At 36.7% G+C, this 23,537-nt stretch carries 16 protein-coding genes and 2 pseudogenes; 4 read left to right on the top strand and 14 right to left on the bottom strand.

The window, feature by feature from the left end; genetic code table 11:
* The first annotated feature begins 42 nt into the window (after positions 1-42).
* The 3 genes from LF886_RS16315 (at position 43) to LF886_RS16325 (ending at position 2,274) form a co-directional block, all read left to right on the top strand.
* Positions 43-696 (top strand): hypothetical protein, encoded by a 654-nt coding sequence (locus tag LF886_RS16315; RefSeq protein WP_236850599.1) that lies wholly within the window; start codon positions 43-45, stop codon positions 694-696.
* A gap of 333 nt (positions 697-1,029) precedes the next feature.
* Positions 1,030-1,776, top strand: a complete 747-nt coding sequence (locus tag LF886_RS16320) for a hypothetical protein (protein ID WP_236850600.1) — start codon at positions 1,030-1,032, stop codon at positions 1,774-1,776.
* A 195-nt stretch (positions 1,777-1,971) separates the two neighbouring features.
* Positions 1,972-2,274: a hypothetical protein gene (locus LF886_RS16325; RefSeq protein WP_236850602.1), complete on the top strand. Its 303-nt coding sequence runs from the start codon at positions 1,972-1,974 to the stop codon at positions 2,272-2,274.
* A gap of 54 nt (positions 2,275-2,328) precedes the next feature.
* Here LF886_RS16325 and guaA read toward each other — a convergent pair whose 3' ends face one another.
* The 10 genes and pseudogenes from guaA to LF886_RS16375 form a co-directional block, all read right to left on the bottom strand.
* Complete coding sequence (gene guaA, locus LF886_RS16330; protein WP_236850608.1) at positions 2,329-3,858, bottom strand: glutamine-hydrolyzing GMP synthase; 1,530 nt, start codon at positions 3,856-3,858, stop codon at positions 2,329-2,331.
* Between the two features lie 137 nt (positions 3,859-3,995).
* A complete protein-coding gene (purD, locus tag LF886_RS16335; protein WP_236850610.1) occupies positions 3,996-5,234 on the bottom strand; it encodes a phosphoribosylamine--glycine ligase in 1,239 nt (412 codons plus the stop codon).
* An 89-nt stretch (positions 5,235-5,323) separates the two neighbouring features.
* Positions 5,324-6,841 (bottom strand): bifunctional phosphoribosylaminoimidazolecarboxamide formyltransferase/IMP cyclohydrolase, encoded by a 1,518-nt coding sequence (purH, locus tag LF886_RS16340; RefSeq protein WP_103231786.1) that lies wholly within the window; start codon positions 6,839-6,841, stop codon positions 5,324-5,326.
* A 141-nt stretch (positions 6,842-6,982) separates the two neighbouring features.
* Positions 6,983-7,546 carry a phosphoribosylglycinamide formyltransferase gene (gene purN, locus LF886_RS16345; RefSeq protein ID WP_124536200.1) on the bottom strand — a complete coding sequence of 188 codons (564 nt, stop codon included), beginning with the start codon at positions 7,544-7,546 and terminating at the stop codon, positions 6,983-6,985.
* Between the two features lie 75 nt (positions 7,547-7,621).
* Entirely contained in the window at positions 7,622-8,614 is a 993-nt protein-coding gene (gene purM, locus LF886_RS16350; RefSeq protein WP_236850612.1) for a phosphoribosylformylglycinamidine cyclo-ligase, read from the bottom strand.
* Between the two features lie 283 nt (positions 8,615-8,897).
* Positions 8,898-9,449, bottom strand: coding sequence for an NADPH-dependent FMN reductase (locus LF886_RS16355; RefSeq protein WP_236850613.1), 552 nt, complete (start codon positions 9,447-9,449; stop codon positions 8,898-8,900).
* 37 nt (positions 9,450-9,486) lie between these two features.
* Positions 9,487-10,215: a pirin family protein gene (locus LF886_RS16360; protein ID WP_236850615.1), complete on the bottom strand. Its 729-nt coding sequence runs from the start codon at positions 10,213-10,215 to the stop codon at positions 9,487-9,489.
* Between the two features lie 464 nt (positions 10,216-10,679).
* Positions 10,680-12,098: an MFS transporter gene (locus tag LF886_RS16365; protein WP_236850617.1), complete on the bottom strand. Its 1,419-nt coding sequence runs from the start codon at positions 12,096-12,098 to the stop codon at positions 10,680-10,682.
* Positions 12,098-12,615 (bottom strand): annotated as a pseudogene (locus tag LF886_RS16370) (nuclear transport factor 2 family protein). The gene LF886_RS16365 and the pseudogene LF886_RS16370 overlap by 1 nt, the downstream one beginning before the upstream one ends.
* A gap of 9 nt (positions 12,616-12,624) precedes the next feature.
* Positions 12,625-14,483 (bottom strand): annotated as a pseudogene (locus tag LF886_RS16375) (glycoside hydrolase family 13 protein).
* Positions 14,484-14,688: 205 nt separating this feature from the next.
* Between LF886_RS16375 and LF886_RS16380 the strand changes: the two are divergent.
* The gene (locus LF886_RS16380) at positions 14,689-15,681 is read left to right on the top strand and encodes a sterol desaturase family protein (RefSeq protein ID WP_236850618.1); all 993 of its coding nucleotides are present in this window, start codon (positions 14,689-14,691) and stop codon (positions 15,679-15,681) included.
* A 70-nt stretch (positions 15,682-15,751) separates the two neighbouring features.
* Here the strand turns inward: LF886_RS16380 and LF886_RS16385 are convergent, their stop codons facing one another.
* The 4 genes from LF886_RS16385 to LF886_RS16400 all read right to left on the bottom strand — a co-directional run bounded on the left by LF886_RS16385 (position 15,752) and on the right by LF886_RS16400 (position 23,519).
* Positions 15,752-17,908: a glycoside hydrolase family 97 protein gene (locus LF886_RS16385; protein ID WP_152289657.1), complete on the bottom strand. Its 2,157-nt coding sequence runs from the start codon at positions 17,906-17,908 to the stop codon at positions 15,752-15,754.
* 74 nt (positions 17,909-17,982) lie between these two features.
* On the bottom strand, positions 17,983-19,101 hold the full coding sequence (locus LF886_RS16390) for a SusE domain-containing protein (protein WP_236850620.1): 1,119 nt from the start codon (positions 19,099-19,101) through the stop codon (positions 17,983-17,985).
* Positions 19,102-19,119: 18 nt separating this feature from the next.
* On the bottom strand, positions 19,120-20,721 hold the full coding sequence (locus LF886_RS16395; protein ID WP_236850628.1) for a RagB/SusD family nutrient uptake outer membrane protein: 1,602 nt from the start codon (positions 20,719-20,721) through the stop codon (positions 19,120-19,122).
* A gap of 11 nt (positions 20,722-20,732) precedes the next feature.
* Positions 20,733-23,519, bottom strand: coding sequence for a SusC/RagA family TonB-linked outer membrane protein (locus LF886_RS16400; RefSeq protein ID WP_236850635.1), 2,787 nt, complete (start codon positions 23,517-23,519; stop codon positions 20,733-20,735).
* Between the last annotated feature and the right edge of the window lie 18 nt (positions 23,520-23,537).

Here is a 23,537-nt window from a genome sequence, read left to right on the forward strand (position 1 = left end):
TACTTAAATTTAAGGAAAAATAATTAAGAAAATATAATAGAAGTGGGTACTTACATAAAATACACTGATGAAAATAATATTGAAATACCAAAAGAACAACTTCATAAGCTTTCAGAATTCAGTTGTTTAACTTATGATTCTACTACTAACGAGCTTAAAAAAATAGAGCGGTTTTCAAAAAACTACAGAACACAACAAATTGAACAATTAGGAGGTGAAATCTATCTTTCTTCGGAAGACCAATTACCAGAAGTCATTACTAATCATATAGATATTGGCTCATTTGGCAAGCCTTGGACATTTTATTATAATAAAGAAAAGAACAATAAAGGAGAGGCTCAATGGGAGTATGTATTTTATCGTAATGGCAGTCTGTTTGGCAAAGGTATTTTTGTATTTGACGATAGAAATAGAAAATTAGCCGGATGCTCAATAGATTTAATGACAGGCCTCACAACCGATAAATTTAAAAATTTTTATGGTGATTCTTCTGTATTTGATGATGAATTCCAAAATGAAACCATTCCTAATATTCAATTTAAATATAAAGAAGATGATTCTATCGAGGAAATTTATTTTCAGGATGATGATTATTCGTTGAGAGATTTTCTAAATAATGACGAAATAAGCATGAAATTCAACTGGAAAGAAAACACCTATTATCATTCTTTTAAGCCTCTGTTTTCCTTAAATTAAAACGTCTTTTTAAAACTTTTATTGATCAATGAAACCATATGCACTAACCTTAGCTGCAAGTATCACAATTATTTTTATTTTAATAATTTTTTATCCAGGCTCAGTAATCAATATTTCACACAATTTAAACCTGTTTTCAGCATCTGAAATAAATATCCAAGAAGCAAAATTTTTTATTTACATCTATTTAGTGGGGGCAATGTTTTTAAATTATGTCATTTTCCATAAACACATACTATTCAAGCTGATATACTTCTTATTAATTACTTTAAATATTTTACTGATCATTACTTCATTAAAACAGTTTTAACAAAAAAATCAGCAAAAATTCAAATGGATGTTATAGCTAAATATAAAATACAATTTGGAAAAAGAAGGATACATCTGGATCAATTTAAAGCGATGGCTTCTGCAATACCTCTACTAGATGGCTTTATGTCTGAATTCAGATCTTTTTATGAATCCGAATCATTACTTAGCCTAATCAATCTTCATGATTCTCCTGATAAAGGAGAGACCCATTATATAACACAAGGAATGATGCTTGCCAGAATTTCTTATGACCGTACACTATTCTATCAAGAAGATGATCATTTTTATAAAAATGCTGATTATGAACCAGACCTTATTATTCCCACACAAGACTTCAAAGAAATTATTTTGGAATGGAGAAAACATTTACACCGTAATTTGTTTCTGGAAGACCAAAATTTAACCTTGCAAAAACATCATTTAGACTTTTACGATGAATATATAAATGAAAGAAAAATACATGTTGTAAAGTCCACACAGCCTTCACATCAATTAAGCGGAGATCTTGCTGTTTTTCTTAATAATACCCATCCTGATATACTCAGTAAGATCATCCTGCACATTGAAGCAAGAAGTAAGATTACGTTTGAACCAACAACTTCTGATCATCAACTTTCTTTAACTATCAGCGAGATGTATTCATCAATAGAAAATATCTCTCAGAAGGTAGCAGTTCATGAAATTTTCACTTACGAATTAAGAGAGATTCTAAGAGAGTGGCTTATTTATATCAGCTACGGTCAGTTCAGAAAGCTAAAATTCATATAAACAATTTAAATGAAACCAAGTATCTACTTTTAGCCCATAAAAACGTAGCCACAATAATTATGAAATTTTATCCATATGTAACCACGATTCTGTTCAAGCTGATCTCTTGTCTATTAATTACTATTAATATCGTACTCATCGTTTTTTCATTAAAACAATTTTAATAGATTTCTTCAAACACACAGTATTTATATTATGGAAGAGTTGATTTATCAAAAGATTCGGGAATACGATACAGAAATGGAAAAATTTGAAATTTCATTTACTGATCGTCCCTTACCAGTAGATGATTTAATTAGTTTGTATAAATTTAGAAATGATATGGCTAGAACTGAAGATATAAAGAACCTAACACAAAAAATTCATGATGATTTCTGCCTGATAAAACAACAGCGTCATGAAAATATTAAGTTTGTCATTGCGAGATATGATGGAATGGCTAGAATGTTCTTTTTCAGTGAAGATTATTCTACAATTTTCTCAGATCATCAATTTTAACAAAAAAATCCCACCCAAACGGGCAGGATTTATATTTTAAATTCAAGTCAAAAATTATTCCCACTCAATTGTTGCAGGTGGTTTACTTGAAATATCGTAAGCTACTCTATTGATTCCTCTTACTTCGTTGATGATTCTGCTGGAAACAGTATCTAAGAACTCATAAGGAAGTCTGCTCCATGTGGCTGTCATAAAGTCGATGGTGTTGGCAGAACGAACTACAGCGGTGTATTCGTAAGTTCTCTCGTCTCCCATTACTCCTACAGATTTTACCGGAAGCAGCACTACAAATGCCTGAGATACTTTTTCGTAAAGGTCATTTTTGTATAATTCTTCGATGAAAATATCATCAGCTTCCTGAAGGATTTTCACTTTTTCAGCATCTACAGCTCCCAATACTCTGATCCCTAATCCAGGACCTGGGAAAGGGTGTCTGTATACCATGTGGTGAGGAATTCCCAATTCTTCTCCTACTCTTCTTACTTCGTCTTTGAAAAGCTCTCTTAATGGCTCTAATAATTCGAATTCCATATCCTCAGGAAGTCCTCCCACGTTGTGGTGAGACTTGATTACTGCAGATGGTCCGTTTACAGACTGGCTTTCGATAACATCAGGGTAAATAGTACCTTGAGCAAGGAATTTAGCGCCTTCAATTTTGTGAGATTCTTCATCAAAAACATGGATAAATTCGTTTCCAATAATTTTTCTCTTCGCTTCAGGATCATCTACTCCAGCTAATTTTGTAAGGAATCTTTCTTGAGCATCCACCATTTTGATGTTCATATGGAAGTGCTCTCCATATTGACCCATTACTTTTTCTCCTTCATTCTTTCTCAATAATCCCGTATCTACGAAGATACAAGTCAACTGATCACCAATTGCTTTGTGGATCAAAACTGCCGCTACAGAAGAGTCAACCCCTCCTGAAAGTCCAAGGATTACTTTGTTATCTCCTACTTTCTCACGGATTTCCTCAACTGTTTTTTCAATATAATTGGTCAGTTTCCAGTTTTTCTCTGAGTTACAGATTCCGAAAACGAAATTTTCAAGCATTTTCCCTCCTTCTTCTGTATGAGAAACTTCCGGGTGGAACTGAACACAGTAGATTTTACTTTCTTCGTTAGAGATGGAAGCAATAACACCTGATTTTGCATTTAATTCAAAACCTGCAGGCAAATCTCCTACTTCGTCAAAGTGGCTCATCCAAACTACAGAATTCTGAGTAACTCCTTTCAATAAAGAGCTTTCTTTAATAATCTCAAGATTTGCTTTTCCGTATTCTCCTTTTTCTCCTTTGTTTACTTTTCCTCCTAAAAGGTGAGCCGTCATCTGCATTCCGTAGCAGATTCCCAACACAGGAACTCCCTGTTCGTATAATTCTTTTTCAACCAGGTGGGCATTGTCTGCATTTACAGAACTTGGTCCTCCGGAAAGGATAATTCCTTTTGGCTGTCTTGCTAAAATATCTTGTAATGGTGTATTGTAAGGTAAGATTTCCGAGTATACTCCCATCTCACGGATTCTTCTTCCGATAAGCTGGTTGTACTGAGATCCGAAATCTAAAATAATAATACCGTTGTTCATTTTTGATAATTGATTTGTTTGAAAGATATCAGATTTCAGATTTTTGTTCTGAAGTCTGGAATCTAGTATCTTATATAATATTAACTGTTTTACAAAAAAGACTTGGAATAGCTCCAAATCTTCTTTCGTGATTTTTATTAAAACTTTCCGATGTCTTCTCTGTAGAAGCCGTAATCGAAATGTACGTGACTTGCGTCTTCATAAACTTTTTTGCGGGCATCTTCAAAAGTAGCTCCTGTAGCTACAATGTTCAGAACTCTACCCCCATTGGAAACTACTTTGTCTCCTTTGCTGATAGCTCCTGCGTATAATAGTTTACTATGTTTCAGCTTATCTTCTCCTGTAATTTCGAAACCTATTTCGATATTTCTTGGATAACCTCCTGAACACATTACAAGACAAACTGCTTTTTCGTCTTTAAATTTAAGTTCAATATCTTTTCCCTCCATACAGTCCTGGATCACATCCAAAAGATTGTTTTCCATCAACGCCATCAATACCTGAGTTTCAGGATCTCCGAATCTCATGTTGTATTCTAGAAGGTAAGCTCCGTTTTTCGTTACCATCAATCCGAAGAAGATGATTCCTTTAAATCCAAAACCTTCAGCTTTAAGACCTGTAATGGTAGGTTCTAAGATATTTTTCTCAAAATCTGCATAATGCTCCTGAGTAAATTCCGGGCTTGGTGCTACTGAACCCATACCTCCTGTATTAGGTCCTGTATCTCCGTTTCCGGCTTTTTTATAATCTTTTGCTGCTACACATGGAAATAATTTCTCCCCGTTAGAGAAAGCAATGATAGAAGCTTCAAAACCTTGTAAATATTCTTCAATAACTAAACGAATACCAGCATCACCATAAATTCTTCTGATCATGAAATCATGGATCGTAGCTTCAGCTTCTTCCAAAGTATCGCAGATCACAACACCTTTCCCGCCAGCTAATCCGCTTGCTTTAACAACTAAAGGATACTGCTGTGTCTTCACATACTCTATAGCTTCGTTATATGAATCAAATACCACAGCTTTAGCTGTTTTGATATCATAGGTCTGCATAAACTTCTTAGAGAAAGCTTTACTTCCTTCCAGACTTGCTACTTTTTGGGTAGGGCCGAAAACTTTAAGATCGTGTTTTTTAAACTCGTCCTTTAAACCCGCTACAAGAGGAGCTTCAGGGCCTACGATCGTAAGATCAACCTTTTCTTTAATAGCGAAATCTCTAAGTTCTTTGATTTCTGATAAATGAACATTTTTCCCTATTACATCGGTAGTAGCATTCCCGTTGGCAAAAAACATTTTAGAAATTCTTGAGTCATTCTGAAGCTTTGCCGCTAAAGCAGATTCTCTACCGCCTTCACCTATGATTAATATTCTCATACTTTATATTATTATCTAGTCTTATTTTACAAATATATAATTTTGAATGCTAAAAAACAATCCCTAATTATTTTTTAATTCTATTTTAATTAGTGGAAAAAGTGTCTAACACCTGTAAACATCATTGGAATACCGTGCTCATTTGCAGCTTCTACACTATCCTGATCTTTTACACTTCCACCTGGCTGAATAATAGCCTTGATACCCTCCTGAGCGCAGAAATCTACCACATCACGGAAAGGGAAAAATGCATCTGAAGCCAGTACCAAATCTCCTGAGAATTTTTCTTTTGCTCTTTCGATAGCCTGCTGAGTTGCCCAGATTCTGTTTACCTGTCCACCACCGATACCAAATGCCTGAATTCCGTTAGAAACTACAATAGCGTTTGACTTTACATATTTTACCACTCTCTGAGAGAAAAGTAATGCTTTCTTCTGCTCTTCCGTAGGCTGTACTTCTGTCACTACTTTGATATCATCAGAGAAGTGAAGATCGTTATCCTGAACCAAGATACCACCATCTACCTTCACCCAGGTCTGTTTGTCAGAAACAGGGTTTACAATTTTGATGATTCTCAGGTTTTTCTTTTTTCTTAAAACTTCAAGAGCTTCTTCATCGAACTCAGGAGCCATTACAATCTCAAGGAATGTTTTGTTTAATTCTTCAGCTGTTGCAGCATCAATTTTATAGTTCATTGCAACAATTCCGCCAAAGATAGAAACCGGATCACATTCAAATGTTTTTTGATAGGTTTCTAGCGCTGAAGTACCAATAGCAACTCCACAAGGGGTAGAGTGTTTTACTGCACAACAAGCCATTTCTTCCTTGAATTCCGTTACCACTTTCCAGCAAAGGTCCATATCACGAAGGTTGTTGAAAGAAAGTTCTTTACCTCCAAGCTGTTCGAAATCTTTCATTGCTCCATTCTCGAAAGTAGAAACATAGTAAGCTGCTGTCTGATGAGGGTTTTCTCCGTATCTTAAGTCAGCCACTTTTTTGTAAGAAGCATTCAGATAGGTAGGATATTCTTCATCTAAAAGCATTCTGGAGATCGCAGCGTCATAAGCAGAAGTAAGGTTGAATACTTTCCCTGCAAGCTTTTTACGCGTTTCGATGTACGTATCACCGTTTTGCTCCATTTCTATTTTTACAGCGGCATAATCTTCTACATCAGTGATTACGGTAACAGAGTCGAAGTTTTTGGCTGCAGAACGAAGCATTGACGGACCACCGATGTCAATAAACTCTACTTTCTCGTGTAAAGAAATATCTTTGTTCACGTTTTCAAAGAAAGGGTAAAGGTTTACGATCACCATGTCAATCAGACCAATTCCGTGTTCCTGAACTGTTTTCATGTGCTCTTCGTTGTTACGAACAGCTAACAATCCACCGTGAACTTTAGGGTGTAAAGTTTTCACTCTACCATCCAGCATTTCAGGAAAATTGGTAACCTCATCAATCTGAATGGGATTTAAACCAGCATCTTTCAAATGTTTGAACGTTCCTCCTGTAGAGATCAACTCATAGTTCTGAGCTTCCAAAAACTGCGCGAATTCTATTAATCCACCTTTGTCAGAAACACTGATTAAAACTCTCTTTTTACTCATTTTACTTTCAATTTTTTACTTTTTACAGCTATTTCAAACTGTGTCCGGGTCTTTCACCTCCGAACTTACTTTTATTTTACTTAGATTTCTTTGTATTAATGTAACAATGATCAACTTTTGCGTTGATACATTGTTATATTTTTAATTTCCCAGGACCTTATTGATCGCTATTGGAAATATTTCATATTCAATCTGGTGAACTTTCTGGGCCAATGTTTCAGGAGTATCGTCAGCGGTTACTTCAAAAGATTTTTGAAGAATAGCTTCTCCTTCATCAATACCCGGTGTCACAAAATGTACCGTTGCCCCACTCTCTACTTCTTTGGCTTCAATAACGGCATTGTGAACGTTCATTCCCCACATTCCTTTTCCTCCGAATTTCGGAAGCAAAGCTGGATGAATATTAATTATTTTACGATTCCAGTTTTCACAGAATTCAGATTTTAAGATGGATAAAAATCCTGCCAATACAATAAGATCTGTATTTTCAGGGATTACTTTTGCCAACTCACTGCTGAAATTCTTTCCTCTTGGAATGAGTATACTTTCTATATTGTGATTCTTTGCTCTTTCCAATCCGAAACATTCTCTGTCAGCCACAACTAAAGTTACTTTTGCATTTTGGATTTCTCCAGCTTCAATCGTATCAATAATTCTCTGCAGATTGGTTCCTGAGCCGGATACAAGTACAACGATGTTCTTCATTATTCAGATGTTAGATGTCAGATTCAAGATGACAGACTTACCGTCTGATGTCTAGAGTCTGAAATCTGATGTCATTTAAAATTTTAAATTGATTTTTTCTGCTCCTTCAGTGATTTCTCCGATTTCGTAAGCATCATCTAAAAGGTGTAATATTTTTTCAGCATGTTCAGCATCTACAACGATTATCATACCTACACCCATGTTGAATGTTCCATACATTTCCTCACGGGCTACTCCTCCTCTCTTTTCCAATTCAAGCATAACGCTAGGAATTCTGATTTTTGATTCGTCAATAGATGCACAAAGTCCTTCAGGAATAATTCTTGGAACGTTTTCGTAAAGACCTCCTCCTGTAATGTGAGCAATTCCTTCTACTTTCACTTCTTCCAATACTTTGTGAATATCTTTATAGTATAATCTTGTAGGTACTAAAAGAGTTTCATATAAAGGTTTTCCTTCAAATTCTTCTTCGAAGTTCGGGAATACTTTTCTTACTAAAGAGAATCCGTTTGAATGAAATCCTGAGCTTGGCAATGCAATGATTTTGTTACCTGCCTGAATCTTAGAACCATCAATGATCTGATCTTTTTCTACGATTCCTACACAGAATCCTGCAACATCATAATCTCCTGGCTGGTACATTCCAGGCATTTCAGCAGTTTCTCCACCGATCAATGCACAGTTGTTATCCTTACAAGCTGCTACCATTCCTAAAACGATCTCAGCAGCAATTTCTGAATCAAGCTTTCCACAAGCCAGATAATCCAGGAAGAATAAAGGTTTTGCTCCGTGACAAAGAATATCATTGGCACACATTGCGAAGCAATCAACACCGATAGAATCATATTTTTTGGTATCTAAAGCTACCTTCAGCTTTGTTCCTACTCCATCTGTTCCTGATACAAGAACCGGATTTTTGTATCCACCGATCTCATAGAAAGCTCCAAAACTTCCCAAATGATTAAGAACATTGGAATTGTGGGTTTCACCGACCGCTTTTTTGATCTTGTCAACCGTTTTGTATCCTTCTTCTTTGTCTACTCCTGCTGATTTGTAAGTGTTGCTCATGTCTGCTTAGATTTTTAGATCCTAAATTTCAGATTTCAGAGTATTGATGATCTCGTATCTGGCTTCTGAATTTTTATTATCTTTTAATATTTCAATTACTTTTATACTCGATTTTAGAAAACAAAAAAGCCGACAATCTTTTCAGATTATCGGCCGTTATTTTATCTCAGAATTTCAGAGCCCATAACTTTCCCTTTATGAGAAAAACATTGTTTATAGGAGGTCTGAATTTTCATCTCTTTTCTTTTTGCAAAAATAGTAATTTTAAATGAATATTCAAATTCTATTTTTCAAGGATCGTTTCAATGGCTGCAATCTTCTTGATTTTTTCTTTTAACTCATTGTTTTTCTCTTCATTAGAAATTTCCTGAGCTACTTTGTCAAAGTTGTCATTAAAGAAAGGTAGTGAAAAAGTTTCTACCACATTTCCTCCATGGGAAGGGAAACGCTTTGATGCAGCTTCCAAAACTCCAGCTCCACCTCTACCTCCAGGAGATGTAGACATCAATAGCATTGGTACTTCATTCCAAACCGTTCTGTTTTTGATTCTCGATACCCAGTCGAACACATTTTTGAATGCTGTAGAATAGGTTCCGTTGTGCTCTCCTAAAGAAACCAATAATACATTGGCACCATCTATTTTTGCTGCAAAATCATGAGCTTCCTGAGGAACACCTCCCGCTACTTCTCTTTCATGCTTATAGATTGGCATTTCAAAAGGGTTTAAATCAATTACTTCTACTTCTGCATTTTCAAATAATGTTGATGCATAGGCTACCAACTGTTTGTTCATTGAAGCTTCTGAGTTACTTCCTGCTATTGCTAAAATTTTCATATATGAAGTTTATTTTTAAGATTACAAATTTAGTTTTTTATTTAAGATAAGATGGCAGATCCATTGGGACTTCCATTAATAATACTTCAGTGTCTTCCACTGCTTCAATATTAAAGCTCTGTGTATCCCAGATACCCAATCCGTCTCTTTCATTCAGAATACGGTCTCCGATTTTCGCACTTCCTTTTAAAACAAATGCATAGACTCCGTTTCCTTTTTTGTTGAGCATATAATTTTTGCCATTTCCTTTTTTAAAGTTGGCCAGATTGAACCATGCATCCTGATGAATCCAAACTCCGTCATCATTTTTATCAGGGGATAAAATCTGTTGGAACCCGTTGATCTTTTCACCTTCTTTAATACTTTTCTGATCATATCTTGGTTCAACATTCTGCTCTTTTGGGAAAACCCAGATCTGCAGGAATTTTACTTCCTCATCTTTATTTTTATTGTATTCGCTGTGCATTACACCGGTTCCTGCACTCATCACCTGGATTTCTCCTTTTTTGATTACCGCAGTAGTTCCCATCGAATCTTTGTGTTCCAAATCTCCTTCCAAAGGAATGGATATAATTTCCATATCCCTGTGCGGGTGTGTTCCGAAGCCCATTCCCTGAGAAACGGTATCATCGTTCAATACTCTTAAAACACCAAAGTTTGTTCTGTCTCTGTTTTGATAGTTGGCAAAACTGAATGTATGGTAAGAATTTAGCCATCCGTGGTTGGCATGTCCTCTTGAATCTGCTTTATGATATACTGTTTTCATTTCTGTGATTATTTATGGTACAAATGTACGGTATGTGGATACTTTAAAAGTTGATGTAGGGTAAGAAAGGAAATTGGGGAGATAAAAGGGTAAAATATTCGGTAAGTTGGAGAGCGCAAAGACGCAAGGTATTTTCCTTTACCGTATTTTTAAGGCGCAAGGATTTTATCTGCTATAAAATTTTATACTGATTATTATTTTTCCCCGCAGATTGAGCGGATTAGGCAGATTATGAAAGAAAACGCAAACATCTGTGTTATCTGTGAGATCTGCGGAAGATTATTATATTTTAATCATTAAGAAAAACCTATATATTAAGTAGACTTTAAGTTTTGGCTAAAGCCAATTAATGAATAGATAAAGAGAAGACGGGCTAAAGCCCGTCCCTATTGAGTTTTATGATGTTATTTCAAATTACATTTCAAAACACATCACTTTTCTAATTTCTAACTTCTAGTTTCTATTTAAAAATGCACCTGCTTGATCTCCTCTTCAATTTCCTTAGGAGTTTCATCTTCAGATTTAACAAAAATCATGGTCACTACAGCTCCTATCAGCATGCAAACTCCGCCTACTACTACATAATCCATCGCTTGTTTTCCAAAGATACCACTTACAATAGGTCCTCCAAACAAACCATTGATAATCTGCGGAATGACAATAAAGAAATTGAATATTCCCATATAAACTCCCATTTTCCTTTGTGGAATAACATCAATGAGCATCGCATACGGCATTGCCAGAATACTGGCCCAGGCAAAACCTAATCCAATCATGGAAATCCATAAATGATCAACTTCTTTAATGAAATACATTGAAACAAGCCCCAATCCTCCACATAATAAAGCTAAAGCATGGGTTTGTTTTTTTCCAATCAACTTAGCTATTGGCGTCAGTAAAAATGCAAATGGAATAGCCCAGAGATTATACATTCCAAAGAGTTTCCCCGTTAAATCTCCAGCATCATTAAATGCTTTTGAGTGGGTATCTTCCGGAGAAAGTCCTAAATGATGGGTTGCCAATGCGCTGGTTGTAAATACCCACATCGTAAATAGTGCAAACCATGAAAAGAACTGAACAATTCCCAGCTTTTTCATCTGTACAGGAATTGAAGCGAAGTCTTTAAAAATATCCGAAAATTTAGACTCGTGTTTCTCTGCTTCTTTTTCGTCTTCAAATTCGGCAAATTCCTGTGGAGAATATTCTCTGGTTGTTATGATAGTGTACAGAATAGATATGATAAGCAGCCCGGCACCTATATAAAAGGAGAAGATAACATTATCCGCAACAAATCCTTGAGGTGCTTCATTGGAAATTCCGATTTTGGTTAACCAATCCGGCAGATAAGAGCCCAGCACCGCCCCAATTCCAATCAGAATGGTCTGTACTGAAAATCCTATCGTTCCCTGATGTTTCGGGAGCATATCTCCAACCAAAGCTCTGAAAGGCTCCATCGCAATATTCACCGAAGCGTCCATCATGGCAAGGAATATTACAGCTAATAAAAGAGCATTGGCGGCAAACATCTGAGTAACAGAAGCGGCATTGGGAAGGAGTACCAGCCCAACGGCGCATAAAATGGCTCCAATCAAAAAGTAAGGCTTTCTTCTCCCTAACGGACTCCATGTATTATCTCCCATATGTCCGATAATAGGCTGAACAATCAATCCTGTAACGGGTGCTACGAGCCAGAACCATGATAATTCGTGGACATCTGCTCCTAAGTTACCAAGAATACGGCTTGCATTTCCATTTTGTAATCCAAATGCCATCTGAATTCCAAGAAATCCCATACTCATATTGATGATCTGAAGCATTGATAAATTGGGCTTTTTTCTTCTTCCCAATGCTCCCGTATCAGATTTCCCCACCATTTCTGCCATTATGACTTCAGTTTTTGGATTAACGCATCTTCGATAGGAGTCTTTTCAACTACTACTTTATCTACCACTTCATTCGGAACTGTCACAGAAAGAACATATTGCTTCACCTTCCAGCTTCCGTTGATTTTTTCTACCACCCCTGAACCTCTGCAAATTTTCATTTGAGTATCCAATAATTCATCAAACCAAGCCATTTTTCCGTCTTTGCTGAAGTAAATATTTCTTTTAAGGGAAGTAAAATTCCAGGTTTTCTTTTTGTCAAAATGAGGTTTCGCCCAAATCATGAATTCTTTTTGTCCCAGATCTCAGTAGCATCTGTTCCAATAAAGGTAGATTCGTCCGCAAAGAAATTAAAATATGTATTGTAATCTGCTTTTGCAGCAGCTACATTGAATGCATCAAGCATAGTGCTGATCTCTGTTTTTTCTTTGTCAAATGGAGTTTTTGATTGTGCAGTAAATAAAGAAAATCCCAGTAAGAAAAGGATTAGTGTATAAGCAGTTGTTAATTTTTTCATGTATATTAATTATTTTTCAAGTTCAATGATGAGTGGAGTTTTTGCAGGAATATTCATATTGTTTTGTAATGAAATCTCTTTTCCTGAAATGATCTCTTTTCCTTTTGTAAAACCATTAAGTGATTCTGCAAATCTTTTCAAGTCTAACGTGTGATCTTTTTCATTATTGTTGACGACCACCATTACACTTTCTTTTTCATTATATCTGAAATAAACAAAAACACCGTCCTGAGGAACGAAATTTTTAGTTTTCCCATTATGAATCACATCTTTACCTTTTCTCCAGTTCAGGAGTTTCTGAGTAAACTGGAAAAACTCTTTCTGCTCCGGAGTCTGAGAAGATGGGTTAAAAGCATTTTGTGAATCAGACTTCCAGCCTCCGGGAAAATCCCTGCGGATATCTGCATCACCTCCTGTCTTTTTATCTCCTCTCATTCCTATTTCTGATCCGTAATAGATCTGAGGAATTCCCCGGACCGTTGAGATCAGGGTAAGTCCTATTTTGTAAGCATTAGGATTTCCATTAAAGATTTCATTCCATCTTTCGGTATCATGATTTTCAAAGAAGACCAAAAGATTATTGATATCCGGGTAAAGGAAATCGCTGGTAAAAGAGTCATACATTCTTATCATCCCTTTATCCCAGCCTTCTTTTTCACTAAGAGCTTTAGGCATATTTTCAAAGAGCATAAAATCCATTACCGATGGTAAATTTGAATTGTACCCTTCTATTTCTCCTATTTTCGAATTTTTCTGCCATGCTGCAATGTGTGCTGCTGTATACAGCCAGGTTTCTCCTACAATATTGAATTTCGGATATTCATCAGTAATAGCTTTGGCCCATTTTGCCATGGCTTCTTTATCATTGTAAGGATACGTATCTACACGGAATCCTCCTAATTCTGCATATTCAATCCACCAAATTGCATTTTGGGTTAAATATTTCAGGACAAGCGGATTTTTCTGGTTAATATCAGGCATTGTAGTATCAAACCATCCATCCAACGCATATTTTTTATCAATATCAGAAGCGTTGGTGTCAAATTGCGTTGTCGTTTTATAATTGGAACGCTTAAATCCTTTCTCTCCCTCATCAAACCAGTGTATCCAATCTTTTGAAGGAAGATCTTTGATCATCCAGTGTGAGCCGCCCCAATGGTTGGTAACATAATCCATCACCAGCTTCATATTTCTTTTGTTGAGCTCCTGAGATAAGGCTTTATAGTCTTCATTGGTTCCGTAGCGGGCATCAATTTTATAGAGATCGGTCTGGGCATAGCCGTGATAAGAGTATACTTTTTCGTTATCTTCATTCACTGGAGTTAGCCAAACAGCCGTAGCTCCAAGGTTCTGAATATAATCAAGATTGTTGATGACCCCCGAAGATCTCCGCCATGTCTTCCGTTTGGAAGGCTTCGATCTGCTTTTTCTGTAAGCTCCGGTCTGGAATCATTTTTCTCATCACCATTCGCAAAACGGTCTGGCATGATAAGGTACATCATATCTTTTGAGGTAAAAGATTCCCGGTTGGCGGATCCCGGATTTCTCTGTTTCAGTTCATAGATATATGAGCCTACATTCTTTTTACCTTTTCTAATACTGATGGTAAACTTCGGAACGTTTATTTCGTTGGTATTGATGGTAATAAAAGCATAATTCGGATTTTCCACTTTCCGGATGTCTTTGATCTGTACTCCATCTGAAAGCGTAATCTCATTATTGGCAATGTCTTTTCCGTAAACAAGAATCTGAAGTTCAGGATTTCTCATCCCTTTCCACCAAAAAGCAGGCTCTATTCTTTCCACTGTTTTTTGGGAAAAAGCGGCAGAAGCTATTGAAAGGGCAAATGCTGCATATATTGTCTTCATATTAGTGTTCAATTTAGCATTAAATTTTCATATATTATAGGTTTAATACATAATTAGAATGCATCTTTTCTATCATTGTAAATATAAAATTTTAAGATACATACCTGTTTTTTGATTTTTATCATAAATAGTTAAATTTTTCATAAAAAATTTAACTGAAAATTTGACTTTTCATCCTTTTTATCTTTAGTTTTACAGAAAAAAGATGTTGGATTTCAGTAATATGTTCAAAACTGAGGGGCCGGATGTTGTGTACACCTGGACTATTCCTGTGTTTGCTGTAATTATTTTTGCAGAAATGGCCTACAGCCACTTCAATAAAGAAAAAATTTATGAAACGAAAGATGTAGCAACCAATGTTCTTTTTGCTTTGCTCAATTACGGACTGGATATCATCATGAAAGGTTTTTCTTTGTTTGTGATGATGTTTTTTTATCAGCACCGTATCTTCGATTGGCAAGAAGGAATATGGTATTGGATTGCGGTATTCCTCGCTCAGGATTTTGCCTATTATGTTCATCATTATGTAGATCACCACTCGCGTGTTTTCTGGGCGGTACATATTACCCATCACAATTCTGATTATTTCAACATTAGTACAGGGTTTAGGAGTCCTGTATTTCAACCGTTGTACAGGTATTTGTTTTTCTCTCCATTAGCATTCATGGGCTTCCATCCATGGCATATTCTGGTGGCTTATTCTGCAATACAGATCTATGGTACTTTTGTACACACCCAATCGATCAAAAGTATGGGCTTCTTAGAATATATCCTTGTAACTCCTTCCCATCACAGGGTACACCATGCCTGTAATATCAAATATCTTGACCGTAATATGGGAATGGGACTGATCATTTGGGATAAAATTTTTGGAACATTCGAAAAGGAGGATCCTGAGGTTCCTGTAAAATATGGCATCTATCCTAAGATGGAGTCTAAAGATCCGGCAACTACTCTATTCTATGAATGGCGAAGAATAGGCAAAGATATCAGACAGCCCGGGATTTCTTTTAAAACCCGATTGAAATACCTTTTCTATTCTCCGGGATGGAGACATGACGGATCCGGTAAAACGGTAAAACAGTATCAAAAGGAATACAAGGAAAAGAAAAAAAATGAAACTCCCTCCTTGAAGAAACAAGAACCAAGTACGGAATATCAATATTCACAATTGGAGAAACAAGCGGGAGATCAATAATCTTTCTGCAAAAAAATACCCCGGAACATCGAAAATTCAATGAACCGGGGCACCTTAGTGTATTTTCAAATTATTTTACTGGCTTGATAGAAACTGCGAAACCGCCGCTTCTTACCATTTTAAAATTAATTTTTGACTTACTTGTAATCTCTTTCTTATAGATATTATAGCTTTGAGGATTATCAATATAATCAGCATCTTTTCCATCTTCATAGATTGTTGCCTCATACTTTACTCCTTTATCCAAGAATGAGAAGTCTACTGTATATTCACGTTTGTTTTCATCGGTAATACCTCCTACAAACCAGTTTTCAGTACCTTTTGCTTTTCTTGCCGTGATCACATAATCTCCTGGTTCTGCAGATAAGATTTTCGTATCATCCCAGTCTGCTGCTACATCTTTAATAAACTGAAACGCATCCATGTGTTTTTTGTAGTTCTCAGGAAGATCTGCAGCCATCTGAAGCGGCATATACATCGTTACATAAAGTGCCAGCTGTTTTGCAAGCGTAGTTTTTACAAAACGCTTATCTCCAGGGAAATAATAGTCTAGCTTCGTCTGGAAAATTCCCGGCGTGTAATCCATAGAACCACCCATCCATCTTGTGAACGGAAGAACGGTCTGGTGATCAGGCTTATTTCCTCCGAATGCTTCATACTCTGTTCCACGGGCTGCTTCTGCAGAAATATAGTTCGGATAGGTACGGCTTTCTCCTGTAGGACGTACAGATTCGTGAGAATTGACCATGATTTTATAGTCATTTGCTTTTTCAGCAATTCTATAATAGTGATTAATCGTCCATTGAGAATAATGATGTTCTCCTCTTGGAATGATATCTCCTACATATCCTGTTTTCACAGCGTCATAGCCATATTTATTCATGGTTTGGAACGCTTTGTCTGCCCATCTTTCATAGTTCGTAGCAGAACCTGAGGTTTCATGGTGCATAATCAGCTTTATTCCTTTTGAATGTGCATATTCATTCAACATTTTGATGTCAAAATCCGGGTAAGGGGTAATGAAATCAAAAACGAATTCTTTGGAGTGTCCGAACCAGTCTTCCCAACCGATGTTCCAACCTTCGATCAATAATCCCTGGAATCCGTTTTCTGCGGCAAAGTCGATATATTCTTTAACTTTTGTATTGTTAGCAGCGTGTTTTCCATTCGGAGTCAGTTTAGCAAAATCGGTTTTTCCTAAATGAACATTTTCAGCGGTAGAATAAGCCCACTGTGATTTTCCGATGATCATTTCCCACCAAACTCCCATGTATTTTGTAGGGTGAATGTAAGATGTATCGGTATATTTTGTAGGCTCATTAAGGTTAAAGATCATTTTAGAATCCATTACCTGCTCTGCTTTCGGAGCTACAATAATAGTTCTCCAAGGAGTTACTGAAGGTGTCTGAATGTATCCTTTCGCTCCCTGTCTGTCGGCTGTCAAATGTGTTTTGAACTTATAGTTCTGTGCATCTACTTCCAGATGGGAAGCCGGATAATCTAATACTGCTGCCTCGGCAACGTTGATATACAATGGCTCTTTTCCTTCTTTTTTAAGCATTAGCGGAGACTGAACTGCATTTTTCACCAATGACTGGGAAGCGTTCGCATCGTAAGCTTTATCCCATTTTGAAGGGATTTCAGAAACTTTTGTTTCCTGGTACTGATATTCCTGAGAATCGTAGTCTGCTACCATCCACCAAGCTTTCATGTCGGTAGGGAAATCGATTTCAGAGTCTTCTTCTCTGATAACGAAATAGTTCAGATTCTTTTGCTGAGGAAATTCATATCGGAATCCAAGACCATCGTTAAACAATCTGAATTTCACGACAATACTTCTGTCTGTAGAAGCCTGATTCAGTGTAACTGCCAGTTCGTTGTAATGATTGATATAGTTTTTCTTTTCTCCTAAAACCGGCTGCCAGGTTTCATTTTTGGAGTCTCTTTTTTCATCTGCCTTTACAAAACCGTTATTCAGGTCGTATTTTGCATCTTCTGGTTTGGCTATTTCAGAAGCAAATTTTATGGCTGTGTCTTTAAATAATCTCAATCCCAATTTAGAATCTTCAACTACTACCGCTCCGTTATACTTCAGGTTATAGTAAGGTACTCCTTCTTTCAGCTGAAAGTTCATTTCAAACTTCCCGTCCGGAGATTTTAAAGATTGTGCTTTCACACCTGCGAACATCATTGAGAGCAAAAGCGCTCCAACTGTAATTTTCTTCATAATGACTATTTAATTAACTTAAAAATAGATAAAGTGCCGCGGTAAAGCAGCACTTTGCTTTATTTTAATTTGATTTACAATTTTGTAACGGTTAGCTTATAATATGCTGAATTGTGTAAATCCAGTTCAATTTTATAATTACCTGCCTGTGAAACTTTATATCCGGAATCTCCTGTAACAGTTCCTTCGGTATTAAAATAAGTTTGCACCCCTTTTCCAGATGTCAAGGTCTCATCATCTTTTTTAGGCTGGAATTTCAGAACCCAATCATCATTGGCTCTAAATTTAAATACACCTGTATTGCTCAATGCGATAGAATTAATCACAAAAGTCTTGGTTGCAGGATTGTATACAAAATCAGTATCTGAGCTCCATCCTGCAAGTGTTGCATCACCAATAACTCCAAAATTTGCCTGCACAGAAGAGTAAGTATTCGCTGCCCAATTTACCTTAATATAATAGGTTCCTATTGCAGGCGCTTTAATGTTTAGTCCATCTAGTTTTAATTTTCCGGTATTGGTTCCATCGTCTCCTTTATTTCCAGGCCAGTCCTGATTGATAGAAAATTTATATTTTCCATCATCATCACCAGCAACAGTATTGATCCAGATAAATCCTCTGTATTCATCATTTTTTCCCGGAGAAAACAAATTTGGAGAGTTAGCCGGAGTCCAGTTTGCATACCCTGCTGCTCCCGCATATGCTCCCGGCACATTGATCTTAGGATATACCAGATCCGGGTTTGGTGTATAAGGAGTTACTTTGAGCGCAATTACATTGGAGTAAAAAGCTGCTGATCCTACGGAAGTCTTCAATCTTACCTCGATATCATTTACTACATCCGGTACAGCTCCAATAGAAAACATGGCTGCATTCATTGCTGCATGGGTAGCAGCGCCTGAAGTCATATCATTGGAGAAGTCAACGGCAGCAGTTTTTTTGAAACCATCACCCTTAATTCCAAATTCTATTTTCTGATTGGGAACTACTGCAATATTAAATGTTGGTTTTGTCCATGTAAAACTGATTACAGCACTATTGGCATTGAGCTCATTAAGAACAATCGCGCTTTTATCAGCAGAAACTTTACCTGCAGATGTTTCATTGATAACAGCCTGATCCTCGTCTTTTTCACAGGAAATAACTAAAAGTCCTGTAAAAACTAAGGATAATATTTTGAATAAATTTTTCATCTTTAACAAAATTTTAAATTAATACCCCGGATTCTGAATCAGGTTAGGATTTGCTACAATATCTTTAGCCGGTATTGGGAAAAGGTTTCTATAGCTTTCTACGGCTTTACCATCTTTCACATTCCCTTTCCATGGCCATACATAATCTCCTGTAGTAAATTTATTGAAACGGACAAGATCACTTCTTCGGGTTGTTTCCCAAGATAATTCTCTAGCTCTTTCATCTAAAATAAAATTAAGATTGATAGAAGATACGTCTCCGCTTGTATTTCCATAAGCCCGCTCTCTCAGCTGGTTGATATAACCAATCGCGGTAGCCTGATTTCCACCGGCACCCCCTCTAAGCACCGCTTCCGAATACATCAGATAGATGTCTGCTAAACGATATAGCGGAATATCAGCCTCAACCCAGTTGGTATGAGCTCCAGCAGAGCCATTGCTTTTAACATTTTTGAATTTGATAAAAGCATAACCATCCGTAAATGAACCTAAATCATTAATTTCCAGGTTCTGACCAGATGTATAGAATCTCCCTCTTTTATCATTTCCATTGGTAGGAAACAATCCTACAAAAGCTTTGGTAGTCCTAATCCCACCCCAGCCTACATTAATTCCAAAATCAGAAGAAGACATTGTACCTCCAACTGCAGCATGCACCAAGAAGGTAGTTCCACCATTGGTTTGAGTATTGATTCCATCAAAATTTACACTTAAAATCTGCTCCGGGTTATTGATATTATTATCCGCAAGGAACAACTCGTCGTACTTCGGTTTTAAGGAATAACCTGCTGCAATCACTTTGTTACAATAGGTGATACAGTCTGTATTTCTCTGTATTCCTGTGTACACTTCTGCATTTAAGTATAATTTCGCTAACAATGACCATGCAGCGGCTTTATCTGCTCTTCCATAATCATTGGTTTTAGGGTCTTTTAATTCTCCTGCTACGGCAAGCAATTCAGACTCAATATAATTAAATAACGCTTTTCTTTCTATTCTTTGTGGTGGATTGATAGATCCCGGCAAGTATGATTCATCTACAAAAGGAACATTTCCAAACATATCTATCGCGTGATAATATGATTGTGCTCTCAAGAAACGGGCTTCTGCTCTCATTAATTTTGCCTGAGTAAGATTGTCTCCGGTAATATTATTGGCTGCTAATTTTTCATCCGTCACATTTCTCATAAATTCATTACAAAAAGCAATTTCTGTATATACTCTATAGTACATTGCCGCAATAAATTCATTGGAAGCATCCCATGTCATTTTGTGAAGCGTATGAAGGTTTCCATCGTTCCATCCAATAACTGCTTCATCAGTGGTTACCACGTTCAGATTGTACAATAGTCTTGTATACTGGGAAAAACCACCATTAATTCCATTAATATCACTATCCGGCTGATCTCCGTCTCCACTGATCTGACCTCCCATGGCAAGTCCTCCGTAAAGTTTTGCCAGAACATTTTTATAATTGGCAAAGTCCTTATAAATGCTGGCAGAAGTAACGTCTGTGATAGGTTCTCTTTCAAGATCTTTCACACAAGAAGCTGCCGTCAATAAAAATACTGCTGAAAGGGGCAATACTATATTTTTAAGTTTAATTCTATTTAGTTTCATTGAATTCTTATTTAAAATTGGAAGTTAAAGCCCAAAGAGTAAATCTTAGGCATTTGATAGTAACCGTTGTCTATTCCGCCAAAAACTTCAGGATCTACTCCAGAGTATTTGGTGATCACAAAAACATTCTGTGCCATGGCATATACTTTCAGATTACTTCCTTTAGTGAAAATTTCTCCGAAATTGTACCCGATATTAATATTATCTAATCTCAGGAATGAAGCATTCTCAACGTAAATATCTGATTTATACTGAGGAACTGCGAATTGGTACTGAGGTGCAGTAGAGAATACATTCTGGAGGTATTCGTTTGTAGATGCAGACTGCAATGAACTATTTGAAGCGGCATTGTTATAAACATAATTTCCTAATACTGCTCTTGCACTCAATGCAAAATCCCAATTCTTGTGAGACACTTTGGTAGAGAAACCTAAAATTGCATCAGGTGTCGTAGATTTGTAATAATACATATCTTTTGTATTGATTGCTCCATCTCCGTTTCTATCTACATAAGCACCATCAACCGGTTTTCCGTTTGTATCATATACCTGTTGGTATACCCAGAATGAATTAGGAGCATATCCTACAGCATGAGCCTGAATTCTGTTTCCTGCCGCTCCTTCTATACCACCTACTTCCATATTGAAAAACTCGTCAGCTCTGTCTTTAAGCTTGGTAATGACCGGTTTGTAATGAGTAGCATTAAAACTTACTTCCCAGGTTGTGTTCTGATTTTTCACCGGAATTACGGTAATACTTCCTTCAATCCCTTCATTTTTCATATCTCCAACGTTTTGCCAGCTTGCGTTACTTAAGCCCCCAGCAGGTTCATCAGCATATACAAGAAGGTCTTTGGTGTCTTTTCTGAAGACATCTATTGAACCTGTAATTCTGTTTTTGTTGAACCCAAAATCCAATCCTAAGTTTTTGGTAGTCGTCGTTTCCCATGTAAGATTTGGGTTGTAATTAGCAGGTCTGAACATAAAGTAGAATTCATTTCCAAACTGATACCCTGCACCCGGATAACTAGGATTATAGGCAGCAAATGCCGGATAGTTATTTGGTTTATTACCATTAACTCCAAGTGCAGGCAATTCCTGCTGTCCTGTTTTACCCCACCCTGCTCTCAGCTTTAAGGTGCTGATTGAGGATATATTTTTGATAAAATTTTCTTCATTAAGCTTCCAGGCCAAAGAAACTCCAGGGAAAACACCCCATACATTATCTCTGGTTCCGTTAAAGAATCTTGAAGAACCATCTTTACGAACTGATCCTGAAATAATATACTTGTTTGCTATCGTAAAAATAGCTCTACCATAGAAAGAGATCAGTGTATTTTGGGTTTTAAAATCCAAATCAGGAGGTAATGTAGCACCATTTCCTCTATAAGTTATCGCTCCAGGAATTGAAATATTGAAGTCCTGATAAGCATACCCTGCAGTAATATCCAAGCCAGTATTGATCGCACTAATATTCTTCACATAATTAAAATAAGTCTCTAACAATTTATTTTTCTTCTCCATGGAATAGAAATTAGAACTTCCTTTATCATCAAAACCTGATTTGTATCTTCCATCTTTAAATTTATGTCCTTCACTTTTTGTGTAGTCATACCCGGCATTTACATTGAAATGCAGGTCTGGAAGAAAATGAAATTTATAGTCTAACTGAATATTCCCCAATCCTCTGGTAACCGAAGAAACATCACGGATGGCATTAATCATTGACAAAGGATTTGCATTGGCATTACCATTAAGCTTATTGATCATTTGACCATTCTGACTTTCTGAAACAAACCATTCATAATACCCACCATTACCTGGTACAATATTTACATTATCATAAACAGGTTGTGTAGGATCAAAATAGGTAGCTGCCTTGATCACTCCACCGTCTACAAATCTATTATCTGTAAATGTTCCTTTTGCATTCACATTCACTGACAAATGATTGTCAAAGAATTTAGGATTTAAATTCAATCCCACAGAAGTTCTGCGGAAAGAGTTTGATTTTACAATACCATTCTGCTCATTATAACCTAATGATAAACGATATGGCAAACCTTTAATCCCACCAGAAAGAGCCACATTATTATCTGTTCCCCATGCTGCCTGGTAAATTTGATCCTGCCAGTCGGTATTGGCATTTCCAAGTTTTGTTTTATAACCTGCAGGAGCATATGTATTCACAAAATCTCTAAATTCCTGAGCATTTAATACATCTACCTTACCCATTTTAGTGGAAACAGATGTTACTGTTGAGAAGTTTAGTTTAAATTTTCCGGCTGTTCCCTTCTTGGTTGTAATAAGGATAACACCATTAGAAGCTCTGTTACCGTAAATGGCAGTAGCAGAAGCATCTTTCAGGATATCAAATGTTTCAATATCATTTGGATTAATTAAGGATAAAGGATCGGAAACTCCATTCATACCTACGAAATCCTGAGGAACTCCATCAATTACAATTAAGGGCGAGTTTTCTCCACTTAAAGAAGAGGTACCCCTGATTCTGATCTTTGTTCCGGAACCCGGAGCCCCACTGTTGTTGGTAATCTGTACCCCTGGCGTTTTACCCTGGATCAGCTGTCCGGCGGAAGTAGCTCCTCCGTTGAAGTCTTTTGCTGTGACAGAGGTTATAGAACCGGTAAGGTCAGATTTTTTCTGTTTTCCATATCCGATCAAAACCACCTCTTCAATCTTCTTCTCCTGAGGAAGAGAATCTTTCTTCTGCGCGTGCATTACTGTACTGGCCAATAAAAAAGCAGGCGCAATTTTTAATACTGTTGTAAAGTTCTTCACAATCATATTCTTTTATAG

The organism is Chryseobacterium sp. MEBOG07 (genome assembly GCF_021869745.1).
GTDB lineage: Bacteria > Bacteroidota > Bacteroidia > Flavobacteriales > Weeksellaceae > Chryseobacterium > Chryseobacterium viscerum.